Origin of the sequence: uncultured Rikenella sp. (genome assembly GCF_910577125.1) — a bacterium.
GTDB lineage: Bacteria > Bacteroidota > Bacteroidia > Bacteroidales > Rikenellaceae > Rikenella.
Genome location: NZ_CAJTMN010000047.1, coordinates 1 through 15623 on the forward strand (window position 1 = coordinate 1; position 15623 = coordinate 15623).

At 60.4% G+C, this 15623-nt stretch carries 13 protein-coding genes; 6 read left to right on the forward strand and 7 right to left on the reverse strand.

Features of this window, described 5'->3' with window-relative positions; genetic code table 11:
• Positions 1-770 precede the first annotated feature (770 nt).
• Positions 771-1145 carry an MmcQ/YjbR family DNA-binding protein gene (locus tag QZ292_RS06340; RefSeq protein ID WP_294599413.1) on the forward strand — a complete coding sequence of 125 codons (375 nt, stop codon included), beginning with the start codon at positions 771-773 and terminating at the stop codon, positions 1143-1145.
• A gap of 116 nt (positions 1146-1261) precedes the next feature.
• On the opposite strand, the gene QZ292_RS06345 is transcribed toward QZ292_RS06340, so the two are convergent.
• The 3 genes from QZ292_RS06345 to QZ292_RS06355 form a co-directional block, all read right to left on the reverse strand.
• Positions 1262-1690, reverse strand: coding sequence for a DUF3127 domain-containing protein (locus tag QZ292_RS06345; protein ID WP_294599415.1), 429 nt, complete (start codon positions 1688-1690; stop codon positions 1262-1264).
• Positions 1691-1716: 26 nt separating this feature from the next.
• Entirely contained in the window at positions 1717-2190 is a 474-nt protein-coding gene (locus QZ292_RS06350) for a peptidylprolyl isomerase (protein WP_294599417.1), read from the reverse strand.
• Between the two features lie 143 nt (positions 2191-2333).
• Positions 2334-3005, reverse strand: a complete 672-nt coding sequence (locus tag QZ292_RS06355) for an FKBP-type peptidyl-prolyl cis-trans isomerase (protein ID WP_294599420.1) — start codon at positions 3003-3005, stop codon at positions 2334-2336.
• A 1443-nt stretch (positions 3006-4448) separates the two neighbouring features.
• Here QZ292_RS06355 and QZ292_RS06360 point away from each other — a divergent pair.
• Complete coding sequence (locus QZ292_RS06360) at positions 4449-4676, forward strand: hypothetical protein (protein ID WP_294599423.1); 228 nt, start codon at positions 4449-4451, stop codon at positions 4674-4676.
• Here the strand turns inward: QZ292_RS06360 and QZ292_RS06365 are convergent.
• A complete protein-coding gene (locus tag QZ292_RS06365; protein ID WP_294599426.1) occupies positions 4654-5601 on the reverse strand; it encodes a hypothetical protein in 948 nt (315 codons plus the stop codon). The two genes, QZ292_RS06360 and QZ292_RS06365, sit on opposite strands and share 23 nt — an antisense overlap.
• A gap of 100 nt (positions 5602-5701) precedes the next feature.
• Positions 5702-7246 carry a glycine--tRNA ligase gene (locus tag QZ292_RS06370; RefSeq protein WP_294599429.1) on the reverse strand — a complete coding sequence of 515 codons (1545 nt, stop codon included), beginning with the start codon at positions 7244-7246 and terminating at the stop codon, positions 5702-5704.
• 66 nt (positions 7247-7312) lie between these two features.
• On the opposite strand from QZ292_RS06370, the gene QZ292_RS06375 reads away from it, so the two are divergent.
• From QZ292_RS06375 to gltA, 3 genes are all read left to right on the forward strand, one after another.
• On the forward strand, positions 7313-7525 hold the full coding sequence (locus QZ292_RS06375) for a hypothetical protein (RefSeq protein WP_294599433.1): 213 nt from the start codon (positions 7313-7315) through the stop codon (positions 7523-7525).
• 610 nt (positions 7526-8135) lie between these two features.
• A complete protein-coding gene (locus QZ292_RS06380; RefSeq protein WP_294599447.1) occupies positions 8136-9014 on the forward strand; it encodes a sulfide/dihydroorotate dehydrogenase-like FAD/NAD-binding protein in 879 nt (292 codons plus the stop codon).
• Between the two features lie 23 nt (positions 9015-9037).
• Positions 9038-10426, forward strand: coding sequence for an NADPH-dependent glutamate synthase (gene gltA / locus QZ292_RS06385; protein ID WP_294599435.1), 1389 nt, complete (start codon positions 9038-9040; stop codon positions 10424-10426).
• Between the two features lie 71 nt (positions 10427-10497).
• Here gltA and QZ292_RS06390 read toward each other — a convergent pair whose 3' ends face one another.
• On the reverse strand, positions 10498-12012 hold the full coding sequence (locus QZ292_RS06390) for a WG repeat-containing protein (protein ID WP_294599439.1): 1515 nt from the start codon (positions 12010-12012) through the stop codon (positions 10498-10500).
• 207 nt (positions 12013-12219) lie between these two features.
• Complete coding sequence (locus tag QZ292_RS06395; protein ID WP_294599442.1) at positions 12220-13416, reverse strand: pyridoxal phosphate-dependent aminotransferase; 1197 nt, start codon at positions 13414-13416, stop codon at positions 12220-12222.
• 162 nt (positions 13417-13578) lie between these two features.
• On the opposite strand from QZ292_RS06395, the gene mnmA reads away from it, so the two are divergent.
• Positions 13579-14784: a tRNA 2-thiouridine(34) synthase MnmA gene (gene mnmA / locus QZ292_RS06400; RefSeq protein WP_294599445.1), complete on the forward strand. Its 1206-nt coding sequence runs from the start codon at positions 13579-13581 to the stop codon at positions 14782-14784.
• Positions 14785-15623 lie beyond the last annotated feature (839 nt).

The following is a 15623-nucleotide window of genomic DNA, read 5'->3' on the forward strand; positions in this document are numbered from 1 at the left end:
CGGCACGCACCGCCCGCCCGGCGTAAGGGCAGTACCCTCAAACCAACCGCGCGCCACGCCTTAAGAGGGAAATCGTCAAAATGCACCTGTGCGTTTTGACAGGATTTCCCAAGGCGCACGGAAAAAGTCTGATTTACCTAACGTGGTTCGGCCCTCCGTCTTTGGGTTCTATATCAATCTCTTTTCTTTGCTCCGCTCGGGCCGCGGGGGCCCCTACTTTCTACTATGTGGTAGAAAGTAGGCAAAGAGCACATTCAAGGGGGACTCGCATCCCCCTTGAAAATCCCCCGGCGATTTTCTTAGAAGTAGAAACGGCCAATTGCCCACCGCGGGACCCCACAGGGGCTTTTACTAGGGTTATCACTGCCTTATTTAAGCGGGGCCAGCCCGGCCCGAGGGCAGTTCCGTCCGGCTCAAAGCTCGCCCGCGCGCCACGCCTTAAGAAGCGATTCAACTATTTCGGCTGTCGCTGAAATAGTATGAATCGCGTAAGGCGCGCGGAAAAATGCGCAAGGCGGCGGAGCGGGAGCGGAGCCGCAGTGAGACAGACACGGGGCAATACTTGAGGACGAGAGCGAATATCGCGATTCCGAGAGGAATCGCCGGGCCTGCGCGCTGGGCCTTCGGCCCACCCCCGGAGCGCGCGGCCCGAACCGACAGGAAGCCTTCGAGTGCCGAGCGGCGCCGACCCGAAACAGCCCCCCGCCCCGGGCTTCCGCGGCATTCAACACATCACACCGATTTGTCCGAAAAAAGCGTAACTTGCACACATGAATATAGAGACGATTCGAGACTATTGTCTGGAGAAGCCCGGCGTGACCGAGGCTTTCCCGTTCGACGGCGAAACCCTTGTCTTCCGACTGGGGGATACCCCCGAAAAACATGGGCGCATCTTTGCACTGTGCGCGCTGGAACGGCCGGACTACCTGCTCCTCAAGTGCGAACCGGAGCGGGCCGAAGAGCTCCGCGACCGGTATCCCGAAGAGATCGAACCGGGATGGCACATGAATAAAAGGCACTGGAACGGAATCCGTCTGGGCGGGCCGCACCTGACCGACGGCCAGATCTGCGAGATGATCGACCATGCCTATGGCGAGACGCTTCGCGCTTTGCCGAAACGGCAACGGATGGAAGCCGGGCTGTGACGGCCCGGCATGGGTATTTGAGAAAAGCGAGGGACAAACACATCGGTGTTTGTCCCTCGCTGAATCCCTCCGGATAACATCCGGAAACAGGGGAAAATCTATCGTCCCGCGACCGATTAGAAAGGCAGGTCATCCACCTCATCAGCCGAAGTGGTCTCCGGTGCCGTCGCCGCACTCATCGGCGCCGCAGCCGTATACCCCGAAGCCGCAGGAGCAGCGGCGGCAGGCGCAGCTGTCGGAGCTCCCTGCCCCATAGCCTGAGCCGGTTGCTGCACGACGTCGAGCCGGCTCATCCGCCAGGCCCGCACTTCGGTGTACCAGCGTCCGTTGTACTCGCGGGATTCGATATTGACGCTCAGCGCCACCCGGTCTCCCGGCCGCAATGCGGCGGCATCCACCGCGCGGTCGTTCCAGAATCCTACGCATAGTTTCCGGCTGTATTCTCCCGGAATTTCGAAAATCACCTCTTGTTTCGTCCACTCACCGCGTGCGCTCTGGCCCTTCACCACCGGAAGAAGCATGTTTACAGTCAGTTCCAAATCCATAATCGTTCCTTTCGATTAACTAAATCTTACTTTTCGCCCTCTCCTCCGCCCGTGCCGTTCGCGTCGTCCGGCAGGATGACGATCTTTTCGATCACGTCTCCCTGACGGATCGCGTCGATCACCTCCAGCCCTTCGTACACACGGCCGAAACAGGTATGCACCCCGTCCAGATGTGCCGTATTCTGCCGGTTGTGGCAGATGAAGAACTGCGATCCGCCGGTATTCCGCCCCGCATGTGCCATGGAGAGCACGCCGCGGTCGTGATACTGTCGTTCGCACTCGGTCTCGCACGGGATGGTGTATCCCGGGCCGCCCCGTCCGTCGCCGTTCGGGCATCCGCCCTGGATGACGAATTCCGGAATCACCCGGTGAAAGGTCAGCCCGTCGTAGAATCCGCTCTCGGCCAGTTTACAGAAGTTGGCCGTCGTGCCGGGCACTTCGCGGTCGTAGAGTTCGACTTTCATCACGCCTCGGACGGTGTGTATTTCGGCTCGTTTCATGCTGGATGTTTCGGCTTAATCTACGGCAAAGGTAGCTATTTCTGCGTTTAAAATCAAACAAAGACAAAAATCGACCTTTCCCGAAAGGCGCAACGAGCCTCCCGGGGAAGATCGACAATCGGATAATTCAACGTATGCGGAGCTTACTTAGCCGCCCCCTGTCCCGGAACGACTTTGGTCACTTCGATGTCGAATTGCAGAGCCTGGTTCGGTGCGATCGGGCCGTGTCCCTGTTCGCCGTAAGCGAGGTCTGCCGGCACGAAAAGGGTGATTTTACCGCCTTCGCCCACGAGCTGCATCCCTTCGATCCAGCCTTTGATGAGTTTGCCTTCTTCCAGCAGGAAGGGAACGGATTCGGTCTGTTCTTCCACGACCTGACCGTCGGGCAGGGTGAGTTTGTATTTGGCGTAGATCGAGTCGCCCACGGCTACTTTCCGATCCGACCCTGCGTTTTCGATCTTGTATGCCAAGCCGCTGGGCGAGGTCTGGGCCCCTTCTTTCTCTGCTTTTTCGAAAAATTCGGTATTCTTGGCGGCGCTTTCGCGGATGAATTTGTTCATCATGTATTCACGCATGAAAGCATCGGCTTCGAGGTCGGTCATTTTGCCTTTCTTGGCATAGACGTCCTTGATGGCTGCCGCAATGAGGTTCGGGTTCATCGTGGAGTCCATCCGGTAGGCCATCGTCCCGAGCACGATCCCGGCCGAGTAGGCGAGCGAGTCGGTGTCGGTGGTCATTTTGGCGTTGCCGCCGCAAGAGGTTGCTCCGACAGCTGCCATCATGCCGGCAGCGGCTACGATCAATAATTTTTTCATCGTTCGATATGAGTTTATGAAGTTTTCGATTCCAGAAAATCAGGGGCAAAGATAATGATTTTTGGCAATTATTCCGCAGTTTTCGCCGGTCTGCGCCAGAGAATGCCGGCCGAGCGCTGCGGAAGCCGAGGCGGGCGGTGCGTACCGCACTCGCAATTGGCAGCCACTACCCTAGCCGGGTCTACCCCAATAAGGCAGCTCCTAATATTGGCCCCCCGAGTGCCTCCCGCTGGGGGAGGCCTGCAACTTCGCGATGCTCGTTCGGACACCCGCAGGCTCCGGCCCAACCCTCAAAAGTCCATCCTTCCGGGTTCGTCCTGCCCCCCCCGAGGCGCTTTGCGCCTGGGTGACGAGGCCGGCGACCTTGCAGGTCGCAAGAGCACGGCCAATTTGTTTTCGGCCGCAGCCAGCGGAGAACGAATATTAAGGCCGAGGCGGCCAGTAAAAGACGCTGTGCGTCCCCTCCGCATCCGGGGGCTGCGGGCCGACCGTTGCCACGGGGACTTAGCTATTCGCTCGCAGCCCAAAGAACAATCTCCGCCCAAAGCAAAGCCCTGTTCTCTGTCCCGTGTCCGCCTCATTGCGGCTCCGCTGTCGCTCCGCCACTTATTGTCGCCCGCTGGGATTTCATCTCGATTTTGCTCACCGCAAAACGAGCGAAATCCCTCTTCAAGCGGGCGGGCGACGGATTTTCCGCGCGCCGGGGGAAATCTTGTTCAAACACGACTGCGTGTTTGAACGATTTCCCTTTTAAGGCAGCGGCGCGCGGTCAAGCTTCGACTGGCCTCGGGCCGGCCGGGCCCCGCGTGCCCGCGGTGGGCAATTGGTTGGAGTAGCCCAACTCTTCGAACCGTTCTTTATCCGCGCGCCTGGGGGAAATCTTGTTCAAACACGATTGCGTGTTTGAACGATTTCCCTTTTAAGGCGGCGGCGCGCGATTGGTTTGAGGGTACTGCGCTTACGCCGCGCGGGCGGTGCCTCCCGGCACTCGGAATCGGCAGCCTCTACCCCAACAAACCGGTCACCTCTACCCTAAGCTACCTCGACAAGAGCACTTTTACCCAAACGAGACACCCGGTGTCCGAAATCGCGACGAACTTTGCTAACTTTGCCTCATCCGCCGGACAAATCCACGCCGGCAGGCATATCCCCGCCGGAACAAGACGGGCAGAGGTACGGACAGAAACTCCAAGAGTGGCTGCGCCTACGGGGTGCAGCCAGCGCGAGTGATAAATTCAGCAGTCCACTGACCAGGCTTCGGACGGCGACGGATCGCCGGACGGAGCGTTAGTTACGGAGCCCCGCACACGCGAAACCCGTTCCCGGAACGGGCAAGCGACAAGCCGGGCACGCCTGCGTCGGGCTTCGTTCCCGACCGGGCCGATTCGAGCGACTGCCGGTTCAGGGGGCACCCCGGGCAACCGCGGCAACGGCGAGGGCGCGTTGTGGAACGTCGGCAACAACGGGTACAGCTGGTCGTCCACGTCCTACGATTCGGGCGACCACTACCGTGGCATGTACTTGAACTTCAACGCGACGGAACTCAACCCCAGCAACACGACGAACCGGGCCAACGGTCTTCAGTTGCGTTGCCTCTCAGCATTTATCCCTCCTCTGCCCTTTTTTATCCGGAACCCCGGCAGACGCGCTATTTCGCCGCACGCTGCTTGATTTCGCGTTTCGTCATCTCGCGCTGCACCAGCTCCGGCGACGAGACCGCCCGATAGGTGCGGCCGTGTTGCAGCCGGATCTCTCCCTGCGCCGTGGCGAACCGCGGAGCATAGTACACCCACTCGAACACCGAGCCGTTGTTCGGATCCCCCGGACGGTAGTTCGGATTCTCGTCCGGAAAATAGACGGCGATCCGCACCTGATGCTCTCCCCCCTCATAATAGGTTCCGGCCCGGGCGATCGGCGTGCCGGGATAGACCATATCTCCCGGCCGGACGGCGATGCTGCCCTTCTCCAGCACTTCATACCGGCACAATGTCCCGTCCGGCTGTTCGACCAGCACGCTGTTGGCCCGGCTCCGGTAGGTCGACGCCACCCCCCGGTCGGCCGGCTCCTCGCCGTCGTGCACCTCGACGACCAGCCCTTTCCGCATGGCGAAGACCGTGTCGCCCGGCGCGAGGCGAAACTCCCAAGCGCTCCATCCCCGCACCGGCTGACCGTTAAAGTAGCGCTGGTTCAGGTTGAACAGCGAGAGGGCTCTGACCGCCTCCCCTTTCGTCGTGCTGTAAGGCAGCCGGTAGACGAATGCGCTGTCGAGTTTCGGGCTGCGGTAACCGCGGATATAGGAGTACGTATAGCTGCACCTCACCGGCCGCTCCGGCTGCACCGGCGTGACGGTCAGCAGTTTCTGGCCGGCGCTCCGCAGGACGGTCTTATAGACGGGCGACTGGCGGGTGTTCTCGAGCTGGGAGAAGCGCACCACCAGGGTATAGCTCCCGGGCGTGCGTTTGGTCGCGTTGACCTCGAGGCTGGTCTCGACCCACCGGGTGTCGAGTTCGATATCGGGTTGTCCGGTCTGGGCCGACGCGCCGAGCCCGCCGAAGGCGAGCAGGGTGGCAAGAAGATAATTTTTGCTGGCGTTCATGGTTTCCACTGGTTTCAACAGAGGAGTAAATATAACGAAAAGTTCCGGATTTCGCGATGAAATCCGGAACTTTCGCAATCGGTTCCCGATCGGCTCGGAACTACTTCACCAGCTTGGCGAAGAGCCCTTTGAGGCTGACCATGTCGTGCACAATCCCCGGCAGATCCTTGATAGCCACACGCTCCTGCTGCATAGAATCCCGGTGCCGGACGGTCACGGTTCCGTCTTCGGCCGACTGGTGGTCGACGGTCACGCAGAGCGGCGTCCCGATGGCATCCTGCCGGCGGTACCGCTTCCCGATCGAATCCTTTTCGTCGTATTGTACGTAGTGGTCGAATTTCAGGTCGTTCACAATCCCGCGGGCGATCTCCGGCAGCCCGTCTTTCTTAACAAGCGGAAGCACAGCCACCTTGACCGGCGCCAAGGCCGCCGGGAAGCGCATCACGATGCGCGAATCCCCCCCGTCGAGCTGTTCCTCGGTGTAAGCGGCCGAGAAAACCTGCAGGAACATCCGGTCGACCCCGATCGAGGTTTCGACCACATACGGGGTGTAGCTCTCCCCGCTCTCGGTGTCGAAGTACTGGATCTTCTTGCCGGAGAATTTGGCGTGCTGCGAGAGGTCGAAATCGGTCCGCGAGTGAATCCCTTCGACCTCCTTGAAGCCGAACGGGAATTCGTACTCCACGTCGGTAGCGGCGTTGGCATAGTGTGCCAACTTTTCGTGGTCATGGAAGCGGTAGTGGTCGTCGCCGAAGCCCAAGGCACGGTGCCAGCTCATCCGGAACTGGCGCCAGTGTTCGAACCACTGCATCTCGGTGCCGGGTTTGACGAAGAACTGCATCTCCATCTGTTCGAACTCGCGCATGCGGAAGATGAACTGCCGGGCGACGATCTCGTTCCGGAAGGCTTTCCCGATCTGGGCGATCCCGAACGGAATCTTCATCCGCCCGGTCTTCTGCACGTTCAGGAAGTTGACGAAAATCCCCTGCGCGGTCTCCGGCCGCAGGTAGACGATGCTGGCTCCTTCTGCGGTGGAACCCATCTGGGTGCTGAACATGAGGTTGAACTGCCGCACGTCGGTCCAGTTCTTCGTCCCGCTGATCGGACAGACGATTTCGAGCTCTTCGATCAGCGCCTTGACACCGGCCAAGTCATTGGCGTTGAGCACTTCGGTCATCTTGGCATGCGCAGCGTCGCGCTTGGCTTTCAATTCCAGCACACGCCCATTAGTCGTACGGAATTGTTGCTCGTCGAAAGCGTCGCCGAAGCGTTTCGCAGCCTTGGCCACCTCTTTTTCGATCTTCTCGTCCTGTTTGGCGATCCAGTCTTCGATCAGCACGTCGGCGCGATACCGTTTCTTGCTGTCCTTGTTGTCGATGAGCGGGTCGTTGAAGGCGCCGACGTGCCCCGAAGCTTCCCAGGTCTTGGGGTGCATGAAGATGGCGGCGTCGATCCCGACGATGTTGTCGTGGAGTTTGGTCATGGCGTCCCACCAGTAGCGCTTGATGTTGTTCTTGAGCTCGACGCCGAGCTGGCCGTAGTCGTAAACGGCCGAGAGTCCGTCGTATATCTCGCTGGAGGGGAAGATAAATCCGTATTCTTTGCTGTGTGCGATGAGTTTTTTAAAGAGTTCCTCCTGTGTCATGGTTCTGTGGTGTTGTTCGGACAAAAGTAATGAATTTCGGGTTTCCTGATTCCGCTGTGCCGTCCTTTGAGGGGGATAACCTCCGCCCCGGGCTTCCGCGATGCGGGCCACAACGGTTATTTGGGCGACTGGTGGTTCAACGGCCAGTACGGTTTTGTCTGGTCATCCACCGTTTACGGTATTTCGGCATATTTTCTTGATTTCGGCCCGCAGGTTCTCAATCCATGCCACACGGACGACCGTGCCTACGGTCTTCAGTTGCGTTGCCTCTCGGAATAAACGGGACGCGGCGTCTTTTTATAATGGCAGTCTCCATCCAAAGCAGGCCGAAGCCTGCGGGGCCCAAAGCAACGTCAGTTGCGGGCCTCCGCTGCGGGAGGCTTCGGCCCGCGCGGTTCTGCGAACCGCAAAAGTTTGGCCCAGCCGTCTGTCGGGTTCGGGCTGCGCGCTCCCCGGGTGGGCCGAAGGCCCAGCGCGCAGGCCCGGCGATTCCTCTCGGAATCGCGCTACTCGCTCTCAGCCTAAGACTCCGTCCCGTGTCCGCCTCACTGCGGCTCCGCTGTCGCTCCGCCGCGTTTGCCGTCGCCCGCAGGGATTTCATCTCGATTTTGCTCACCGCAAAACGAGCGAAATCCCTCTTTAAGCGGGCGGGCGACGGTCGAGCTTCGACTGCCCTCAGGCCGGGCGGGCCCCGCGTGCCCGCGGTGGGCAAATGGCTGGGTCAGCCCAACTCTTCGAACCATTCTCTGTCCGCGCGCCACACAAAATCCAACAAAATCTCACAAACCTGTTAAGAAACCAACATCCTGCCGGAGCAAAGTAGGCAGATACCGCCCAATTCCTTACCTTTGTCCCCATCCATCCGAAAAACAACGACTTTTTGAACCCTATGTTTCGTATCCTGAAAAAACGTCAGCTCGCTCCCGCCATCTACCTGATGGAGGTCGAAGCGCCGCGTGTGGCCCGGGCCGCACAGCCCGGTCAGTTCCTGATTGTCATCGTAGACGAAAAAGGAGAACGCATTCCGCTGACCATCTGCGACTACGACGCCGAACGGGGCACCGTGACCATCGTCATCCAGGCCATCGGAGCCTCCACCATGCGGATCGTCGCCCTCGAAGAAGGGGACAGCTTCGCCGACTTCGTCGGGCCGCTCGGACACCCCTCCGAATTCATCCACTATAGCCCCGATAAACTCGCCGCCACGAAATTCATGTTCGTTGCCGGCGGACTGGGCGCCGCACCGGTCTATCCGCAAGTCAAAAGGCTCGCCGAACGAGGCATACAGGCCGACGTCATCATCGGCGCCAAGAACGAAAGCCTCGTCCTGCTCGAAGAGGAGTTCCGCGCCCTGACCCCGAACGTGCACATCGCCACCGACGACGGTTCGAAAGGATACAAAGGCCTTGTAACCAACCTATTGAAAGAGTTGGTCGTGAACGACGGGAAACACTTCGACTGCGTGGTGGCCATCGGGCCGATGATCATGATGAAATTCGTCGCCCTGACCACCAAGGAACTGAACATACCGACCATCGTGAGCCTCAACACCCTGATGGTGGACGGCACCGGGATGTGCGGCGCCTGCCGGGTGACCGTCGGCGGGAAGACCCGCTTCGCCTGCGTCGAAGGGCCGGAATTCGACGCCCATCAGGTCGATTTCGACGAGGCGATGCGGCGGCAGGGCATGTACCGTACGATCGAAGAGCGGAAAAAAGCGATCGAAGCCGAACGCGCAGCGGGACACAAATGCAACATCGGATTGTAACGAACTGAAAAGAAAGATTTACCATGGCAAACAAAATACCCAGAGTTCCTGTGCGGGAGCAGGATCCGAAAGTACGGGCGACGAATTTCGAGGAGGTCTGTTACGGTTACAATCTCGACGAGGCGACTTTGGAAGCGAGCCGGTGTCTCAACTGCAAAAAGCCGCGGTGCGTCGAGGCGTGCCCGGTGTCGGTCGGGATACCCGACTTCATCCGCTGCATCGTCGACGGAGATATCGCCGCAGCGGCGCGGGTGATCGCCCGCGACTCGCTGCTGCCGTCGGTCTGCGGACGGGTCTGCCCGCAGGAGAGTCAGTGCGAAGGGTCGTGTATTCTGGGCGTAAAGGGAGAGCCGGTAGCGATCGGCAAGCTGGAACGCTTCGTGGGAGACTGGGGGCGGGAACACCGCCTGACACTGGCCGAAGCGGCACCGGCCAACGGACATCGGGTGGCCGTCGTGGGCTCGGGGCCGGCGGGTCTGGCCTGCGCGGCGGACTTGGCCAAATTAGGATATGAGGTGACGATTTTCGAAGTGCTGCACCGGCCGGGCGGGGTGCTGGAATACGGGATTCCGGAGTTCCGGCTGCCGAAAAAAGGCGTTGTGGAGCCGGAGATCGAAAACGTCCGCCGGTTGGGGGTGAAGATCGAGACGGACGTGGTGGTGGGACGGACGGTGACGGTGGATCAGCTGATGGACGAAGAGGGATTCGAGGCGGTCTTTATCGGCTCGGGAGCCGGACTGCCGCGATTCATGGGCATTCCGGGCGAGAACCTCAACGGGGTGGTCTCGGCCAATGAGTTCCTGACCCGTACGAACCTGATGCACGCCTATGACGAACAGTATGACACACCGATCTATACGGGCGACCGGGTGGTTGTCGTCGGGGGCGGAAATGTGGCGATGGACGCCGTGCGGACGGCGAAACGGCTGGGAGCTGAGGCCTTTATCGTCTACCGGCGGTCGGAAGCCGAGCTGCCTGCCCGGCGCGAAGAGGTGCACCACGCCAAAGAAGAGGGGATCGAGTTCCGAATGCTGACCAACCCGGTGGAGATCGTCGGCGACGAACAGGGGTGGGTGACAGGCATCCGATGCGTGCGGATGGAGCTGGGCGAGCCGGACGAATCGGGTCGACGATCGCCGGTAGCGGTCGAAGGATCGGAGTTCGACATTCCTTGCAACGTGGTGATTATGGCCCTCGGGACTTCGCCCAATCCGCTGATTGCGGCGACTACGCCGGGGTTGGAAGTGACGCGCCGCGGGTGTATCGAGGCGAGCGATCTGGGGGCGACGAGCCGGGAGGGAGTTTTTGCCGGAGGCGATGCGGTGACGGGCGCGGCTACGGTGATTCTGGCCATGGGGGCCGGACGGCAGGCGGCACGGGCAATCGACGAGTATATTCGGAACAAGGCGTGACACGCGCACTCCGCGATTAAGACCGGAGCGGGCGATTCTTTTATGTAAAAGAATCGCCCGTTTTCATTGCTTTACAACTCGATCTCGTACCCCTTCCCGTCGCGTTCGACATAGACCCGACCGTCGTGTTTCGACCGCGCGTAGTCGAACTGCGGTTCCACCCTCCACCGTCCCCGGCGATCGATAAAGCCGTACAATCCGTTCATCATCACACAAGCCGCCCCCTCGGAAAACCGCTGCGCGAAATCGTAACGCGCCGGAATCGCCATCCGTCCATCCGGCCCGACATAACCGTATTTCGAACCCTTCCGCACCACTCCCCGTCCCTCCGAAAACGACCACGCATCGTCGAACCGCGGCCGCGACAGCAGCCGAAACTCCCCGTCCGCATAACTCCAACGCCCGCCGATGCTGACCGGCACGATACCTTCGGAAAAATCGCCGCAATCGTCGTACTCCGGCTCCCGCAACCAGCTGCCATCGGGCCCGATAAAGCCCCACCGCCCCTCCAGACACACCGCTGCCGCTCCCTCCGAGAACTCCCGCGCCCGGTCATAACGACACTCCGCCACCAACGTCCCGTCGCCGGCCGCAAAACCGTACTTCCCTCCCCTGCGCACCAGCCGAATCCCCTCGCGTCCCGCCTCGCCGCAATAATCGTACACGGCCGCGGAGAGCGATCGCACCGAATCCGCTCCCGTCAGCATGCCGGCCAACCCTTCGATCCGCCGTTCTCCGCGTCTCAAAGCCTCCAACAACGGGAGCGAAGCCCATTCGGTCTGCCGCAGAAAAGCGTCCACCGGACAACGACCCGCCACCAAGTCCGAAGGGTCGAACAACAGGCCGGTCGAAGGACGAAACCGGTCGTACAGCTCCGGCCAACGGGCCAGCACGCTCAGGGTCAGGCTAATCAGCGCAATCGAAAAGTCGTCTATCCGCTCATCGAACGCGGTCTCGCCGCGACCCGGAGGCCGAAATCCCTCGGTTCCGTTCTCCCGAGCCCGCTCGCCGGCCATATCGGGCAGGTAGAGACCGTCGTAATCGACCAGGATCAGTTCGCCGTCGGGCCGGACGATCAGGTTGTCGGGTTTCAGGTCGCCATGGGCGAAAGGCTGTGCCAACAGCCACAAAGCCAGCCGGTCGAAAGCCGCAGACAACCGTCCCAGCTCTTCCGTATCGGCCGCGGCAACGGCTGCGGCCATCCGTTTCGTCAGGGTCTCTCCCTCGGCCCACTCCATCAGCAGGGCCGGGTAACGGGCGGCGTGTCCGTCGTCGTCGAAAACGATCAGCTCGTCGTCCAGCCACTCGACAGCTACCAAATGCCGCTCACCCGCGCCGCCTTCGGCCCGGGCCCGGTTCAGACTCCGCACGATCCGCCGATAGGCGTCTGCCCGACCGGGCTGATGACGGGTGAAGCATTTCAAGGCATGCGGATGCCCCTCCACGCCGACCCGGAAAACAACACCGTACGCTCCGGCCGAAAATTCAACGGGTGCAGAAACAGAAAGTCCCGACAGGCTGCGGAACAGCCCCTCGGGATTCGATAGGGTCTCGACATATCGTCCGATCGTCGGATACTGCATCATCAAGTATTATTCAGTCTCTCTATCTGGAACAGGAGGGTACTGTTCTTTTTGTGAACAAAAAGAACCAAAAAAACTTTAGAGGATGCTTGCGGAGCCTAAGGAGGAGCGTAGCTATCTAAAAGTCTTTTGGGTACCTTTTCTTCAGAAAAGGTACGGTTCCGTCCGGCTCAAAGAAAAGAGTACAAATACAACTTGATAGCATGCAAATCAGCAACGGCCCGGATAGACCTTCAGAGCCTGTTCCAATACCTCCATCGCACCCCGCAGATCATCGATGTTCAGGACATACGCCAAACGTACCTGCCTGCGTCCCGCCGCCGGGTCGGAATAGAAGCCCGATGCCGGAGCCACCATCACCGTCCGCCCGTCCAGTTCGAACTCCTCCAGCAGCCACTGTGCGAACCGATCCGCATCGTCCACCGGCAGCTCCGCTATCGCGTAGAACGCCCCCCGCGGCATCGGACAGCGCACCCCCTCCATCCGGTTCAGCGCACCGATCATAAAATTCCGACGCGCCTCGTACTCGTTATGCACCGTGGTAAAGTAGCTTTTCGACGCCCTCAACGCCGCCTCGGCCGCCACCTGGCCCACATACGGCGCACACAACCGCGCCTGCCCCATGCGCAAAACCGCATCGATCACCGCCGGGTTCCGGCTCGCCAACACCCCGATCCGCGCCCCGCACATACTGAACCGCTTCGAAATCGAGTCCATCATCACCACATGCTCGTCCACCCCTTGCAGCGCCAGCACCGAATGATGCCGGGCGCCGTTGTAGCAGAAGTCGCTGTAGACCTCGTCCGCCAGCAGGAACAGGTCGTGCCGCAAAGCGATCTCCCGCAATTTCAGGATCTCCTCCTCGCTATACAGGTATCCCGTCGGATTATTCGGATTGCAGATCAATATCGCACGCGTTTTCGGCGTGATGCGTTTTTCGAACTCCTCGATCGGCGGCAGAGCGAAATCATCCTCGATATACGACCTCACCGGCACGATCTCGATCCCCGCCTCCATAGCGAAACCGTTGTAATTGGCATAGTACGGTTCCGGCACAATCACCTGATTTCCCCAGTCGCACGTCGCCAGCATGGCCATCAGAATCGCCTCCGAACCGCCCGTCGTGACGATCAGCTGCTCCGCCGTCAGCGGCAGCCCGCGATCCGTATAGAACCGCGCCAACGCTTCGCGATAGCTTCCGATTCCGGCCGAATGGGTATAGGCGATCGTCCGGACATCGACCTCCCGAATCGCCGCCAGCGCCTCGTCCGGCGTCGGAATGTCCGGCTGGCCGATGTTCAGGTGATAGACATGCACGCCGCGCCGTTTGGCCGCCTCGGCATACGGGACGAGTTTTCGGATGGGAGAGGCCGGGACGTGGAGCCCGGTCTGCGAGATTTTCGGCATAACGCGATGCTTTGACGAGTGATTCTTTCTGGTAAACAAAGGTAATATTTTTCGGAGTTCGTGGTAAAAAAATCAGAAACGGTTTCGTCGGGCCGGCGAGACGAAAATCCCGCCGAAAACCGTTACCTTTGAGAGCCGTTTCCGAGCGGAACGATTCGATTTATGGAAAACAATCCGAAAAAGGACAAGAGACGTGTCGTCGTCGGGCTCTCCGGAGGGGTCGACTCGAGCGTCGCGGCGTGGGTGCTCAAGGAACAGGGCTACGACGTCGTGGGGATGTTCATGCGCAACTGGCACGACACGACCGGGACGCTCTCCGGCGACTGTCCGTGGTACGACGACCGCGTTTTCGCCGAACTGGTGGCCAAGAAGCTCGACATCGAGTTCCACTTCATCGACCTCAGCGAACAGTACCGGGAACGGGTCGTGGACTACATGTTCGCCGAGTACGGACGGGGGCGGACGCCGAACCCGGATGTGCTGTGCAACCGAGAGATCAAGTTCGACGCCTTTCTGAAGGCGGCTCTGGAGCTGGGGGCCGATTATGTGGCGACGGGGCACTACTGCAAAACGGATACGGTGGTCAGTCCGGCGGACGGACGGACTTATCACCGCCTCATCGCGGGCGACGATCCCAACAAAGACCAGAGTTATTTTCTCTGTCAGCTCAATCAGGAGCAGCTCGCGAAGGCACTGTTTCCCATCGGAAACCTGGAAAAGCCCGAAGTGCGGCGCATTGCGGCGGAACAGGGGCTGGCCACGGCCGAACGCAAGGATTCCCAGGGGATTTGCTTTGTCGGCAAGGTCGATCTGCCGATCTTTCTGCAACAGAAGCTGGCGGCTCGGCCGGGCGGTGCCATCATCGAGATTCCGGCGGACTGGGCGAGATACGCGGATGCGGAGCACGACCCGTATGCACCTTATGTCTACCGCGAAAGCGACGGAACGAAGGTGGGCGAGCACAACGGGGCGCACTTCTACACGATCGGGCAACGCAAAGGGCTGAATGTGGGAGGGAAACCGGAACCGCTGTTCGTCATCGCCACGGATGTGGCCGCCAATATCATCTACGTCGGCATGGGCGAGAGGCATCCGGGACTGTACCGGCCGGGGCTTCGGATTCGGCCGGACGAGATGCACTGGATCCGGCCGGATCTGGCGCCGGAGGCCGGAGATACCGCGCCGCGCGAATACCTGATGCGGATTCGTTACCGGCAGCCGCTGCAGCGGGCGACTCTCCGGGTCGATGCCGACGGCTGGGGCGTCATCGACTTCGCCGAACCGCAGCGGGGAATCACGGCGGGACAGTTCGCAGCATGGTACGCTCCGGACGGGGAGCTGGTGGGATCGGGGGTGATCGACGCATAGCTGTCGGAAGCAGGGTCTTAAAGGCCTTAAAGGTCGCCCGCCCCGGGCTACTGCGAAAGAGCCAATGGCGCGCCACAGGCCGTCGGCCGCGAAGGTTCCGTATGGTCGTTTTCGGTCAGCGGTAGCGGTAGCAGATACTTGGATTTCGGCATAACGTACCTCAGTCCCACCCACGCGAGCAGCCGCGTCTACGGTCTTCAGTTGCGTTGCCTCTCGGAATAAACGGGGCGTGTCGCACTCACAATTGGCCGGGTCTACCCTAACAGGCAGCCTCTACCCCAATTTTACCGACACGGCCGCAGCGAAACGCAGTTTCGCCCGTCCACGGGACGTGGGGCCTGCCCGGCCCGAGGGCAGTTCCATCCGGGGCAAAGCTCGACCGCGCGCGACTGCTGGAGTAGGAAATCATTCAAACGCGTGATACACGTTTGAATAAGATTTCCGCCAGCGCGCGGGCAAGAACAGCACCAAGCTCGACGCGCGCCACGCCTGAAGAGGGAAATCGTCAAAATGCACTTGTGCGTTTTGACAAGATTTCCGCCAGCGCGCGAACAGAGAATGGGGCACAGCAAATAAGTAAGCGATACGCAGTATCGCTCTGTCCTGCCGGGGTCACCCGGACGCCGCCCGCGAAGGGCAGTTCCGTCCGGCTCGAAGCTCGACCGCGCGCGACTGCTGGAGTAGGAAATCATTCAAACGCGTGATACACGTTTGAATAAGATTTCCGCCAGCGCGCGGGCAAGAACAGCACCATGCTCGACCGCGCGCCACGCCTTAAAAGGGGAATCGTTCAAAGCGACTTGCGCTTTGGACAAGATTTCCCAAAGGCGCGCGGACAA

Coding starts and splice junctions, on each gene's coding strand:
- QZ292_RS06340 (WP_294599413.1), top strand. CDS start 771: ATGAATATAGAGACGATTCGAGACTATTGTCTGGAGAAGCCCGGCGTG.
- QZ292_RS06345 (WP_294599415.1), bottom strand. CDS start 1,690: ATGGATTTGGAACTGACTGTAAACATGCTTCTTCCGGTGGTGAAGGGC.
- QZ292_RS06350 (WP_294599417.1), bottom strand. CDS start 2,190: ATGAAACGAGCCGAAATACACACCGTCCGAGGCGTGATGAAAGTCGAA.
- QZ292_RS06355 (WP_294599420.1), bottom strand. CDS start 3,005: ATGAAAAAATTATTGATCGTAGCCGCTGCCGGCATGATGGCAGCTGTC.
- QZ292_RS06365 (WP_294599426.1), bottom strand. CDS start 5,601: ATGAACGCCAGCAAAAATTATCTTCTTGCCACCCTGCTCGCCTTCGGC.
- QZ292_RS06370 (WP_294599429.1), bottom strand. CDS start 7,246: ATGACACAGGAGGAACTCTTTAAAAAACTCATCGCACACAGCAAAGAA.
- QZ292_RS06380 (WP_294599447.1), top strand. CDS start 8,136: ATGTTTCGTATCCTGAAAAAACGTCAGCTCGCTCCCGCCATCTACCTG.
- gltA (WP_294599435.1), top strand. CDS start 9,038: ATGGCAAACAAAATACCCAGAGTTCCTGTGCGGGAGCAGGATCCGAAA.
- QZ292_RS06390 (WP_294599439.1), bottom strand. CDS start 12,012: ATGATGCAGTATCCGACGATCGGACGATATGTCGAGACCCTATCGAAT.
- QZ292_RS06395 (WP_294599442.1), bottom strand. CDS start 13,416: ATGCCGAAAATCTCGCAGACCGGGCTCCACGTCCCGGCCTCTCCCATC.
- mnmA (WP_294599445.1), top strand. CDS start 13,579: ATGGAAAACAATCCGAAAAAGGACAAGAGACGTGTCGTCGTCGGGCTC.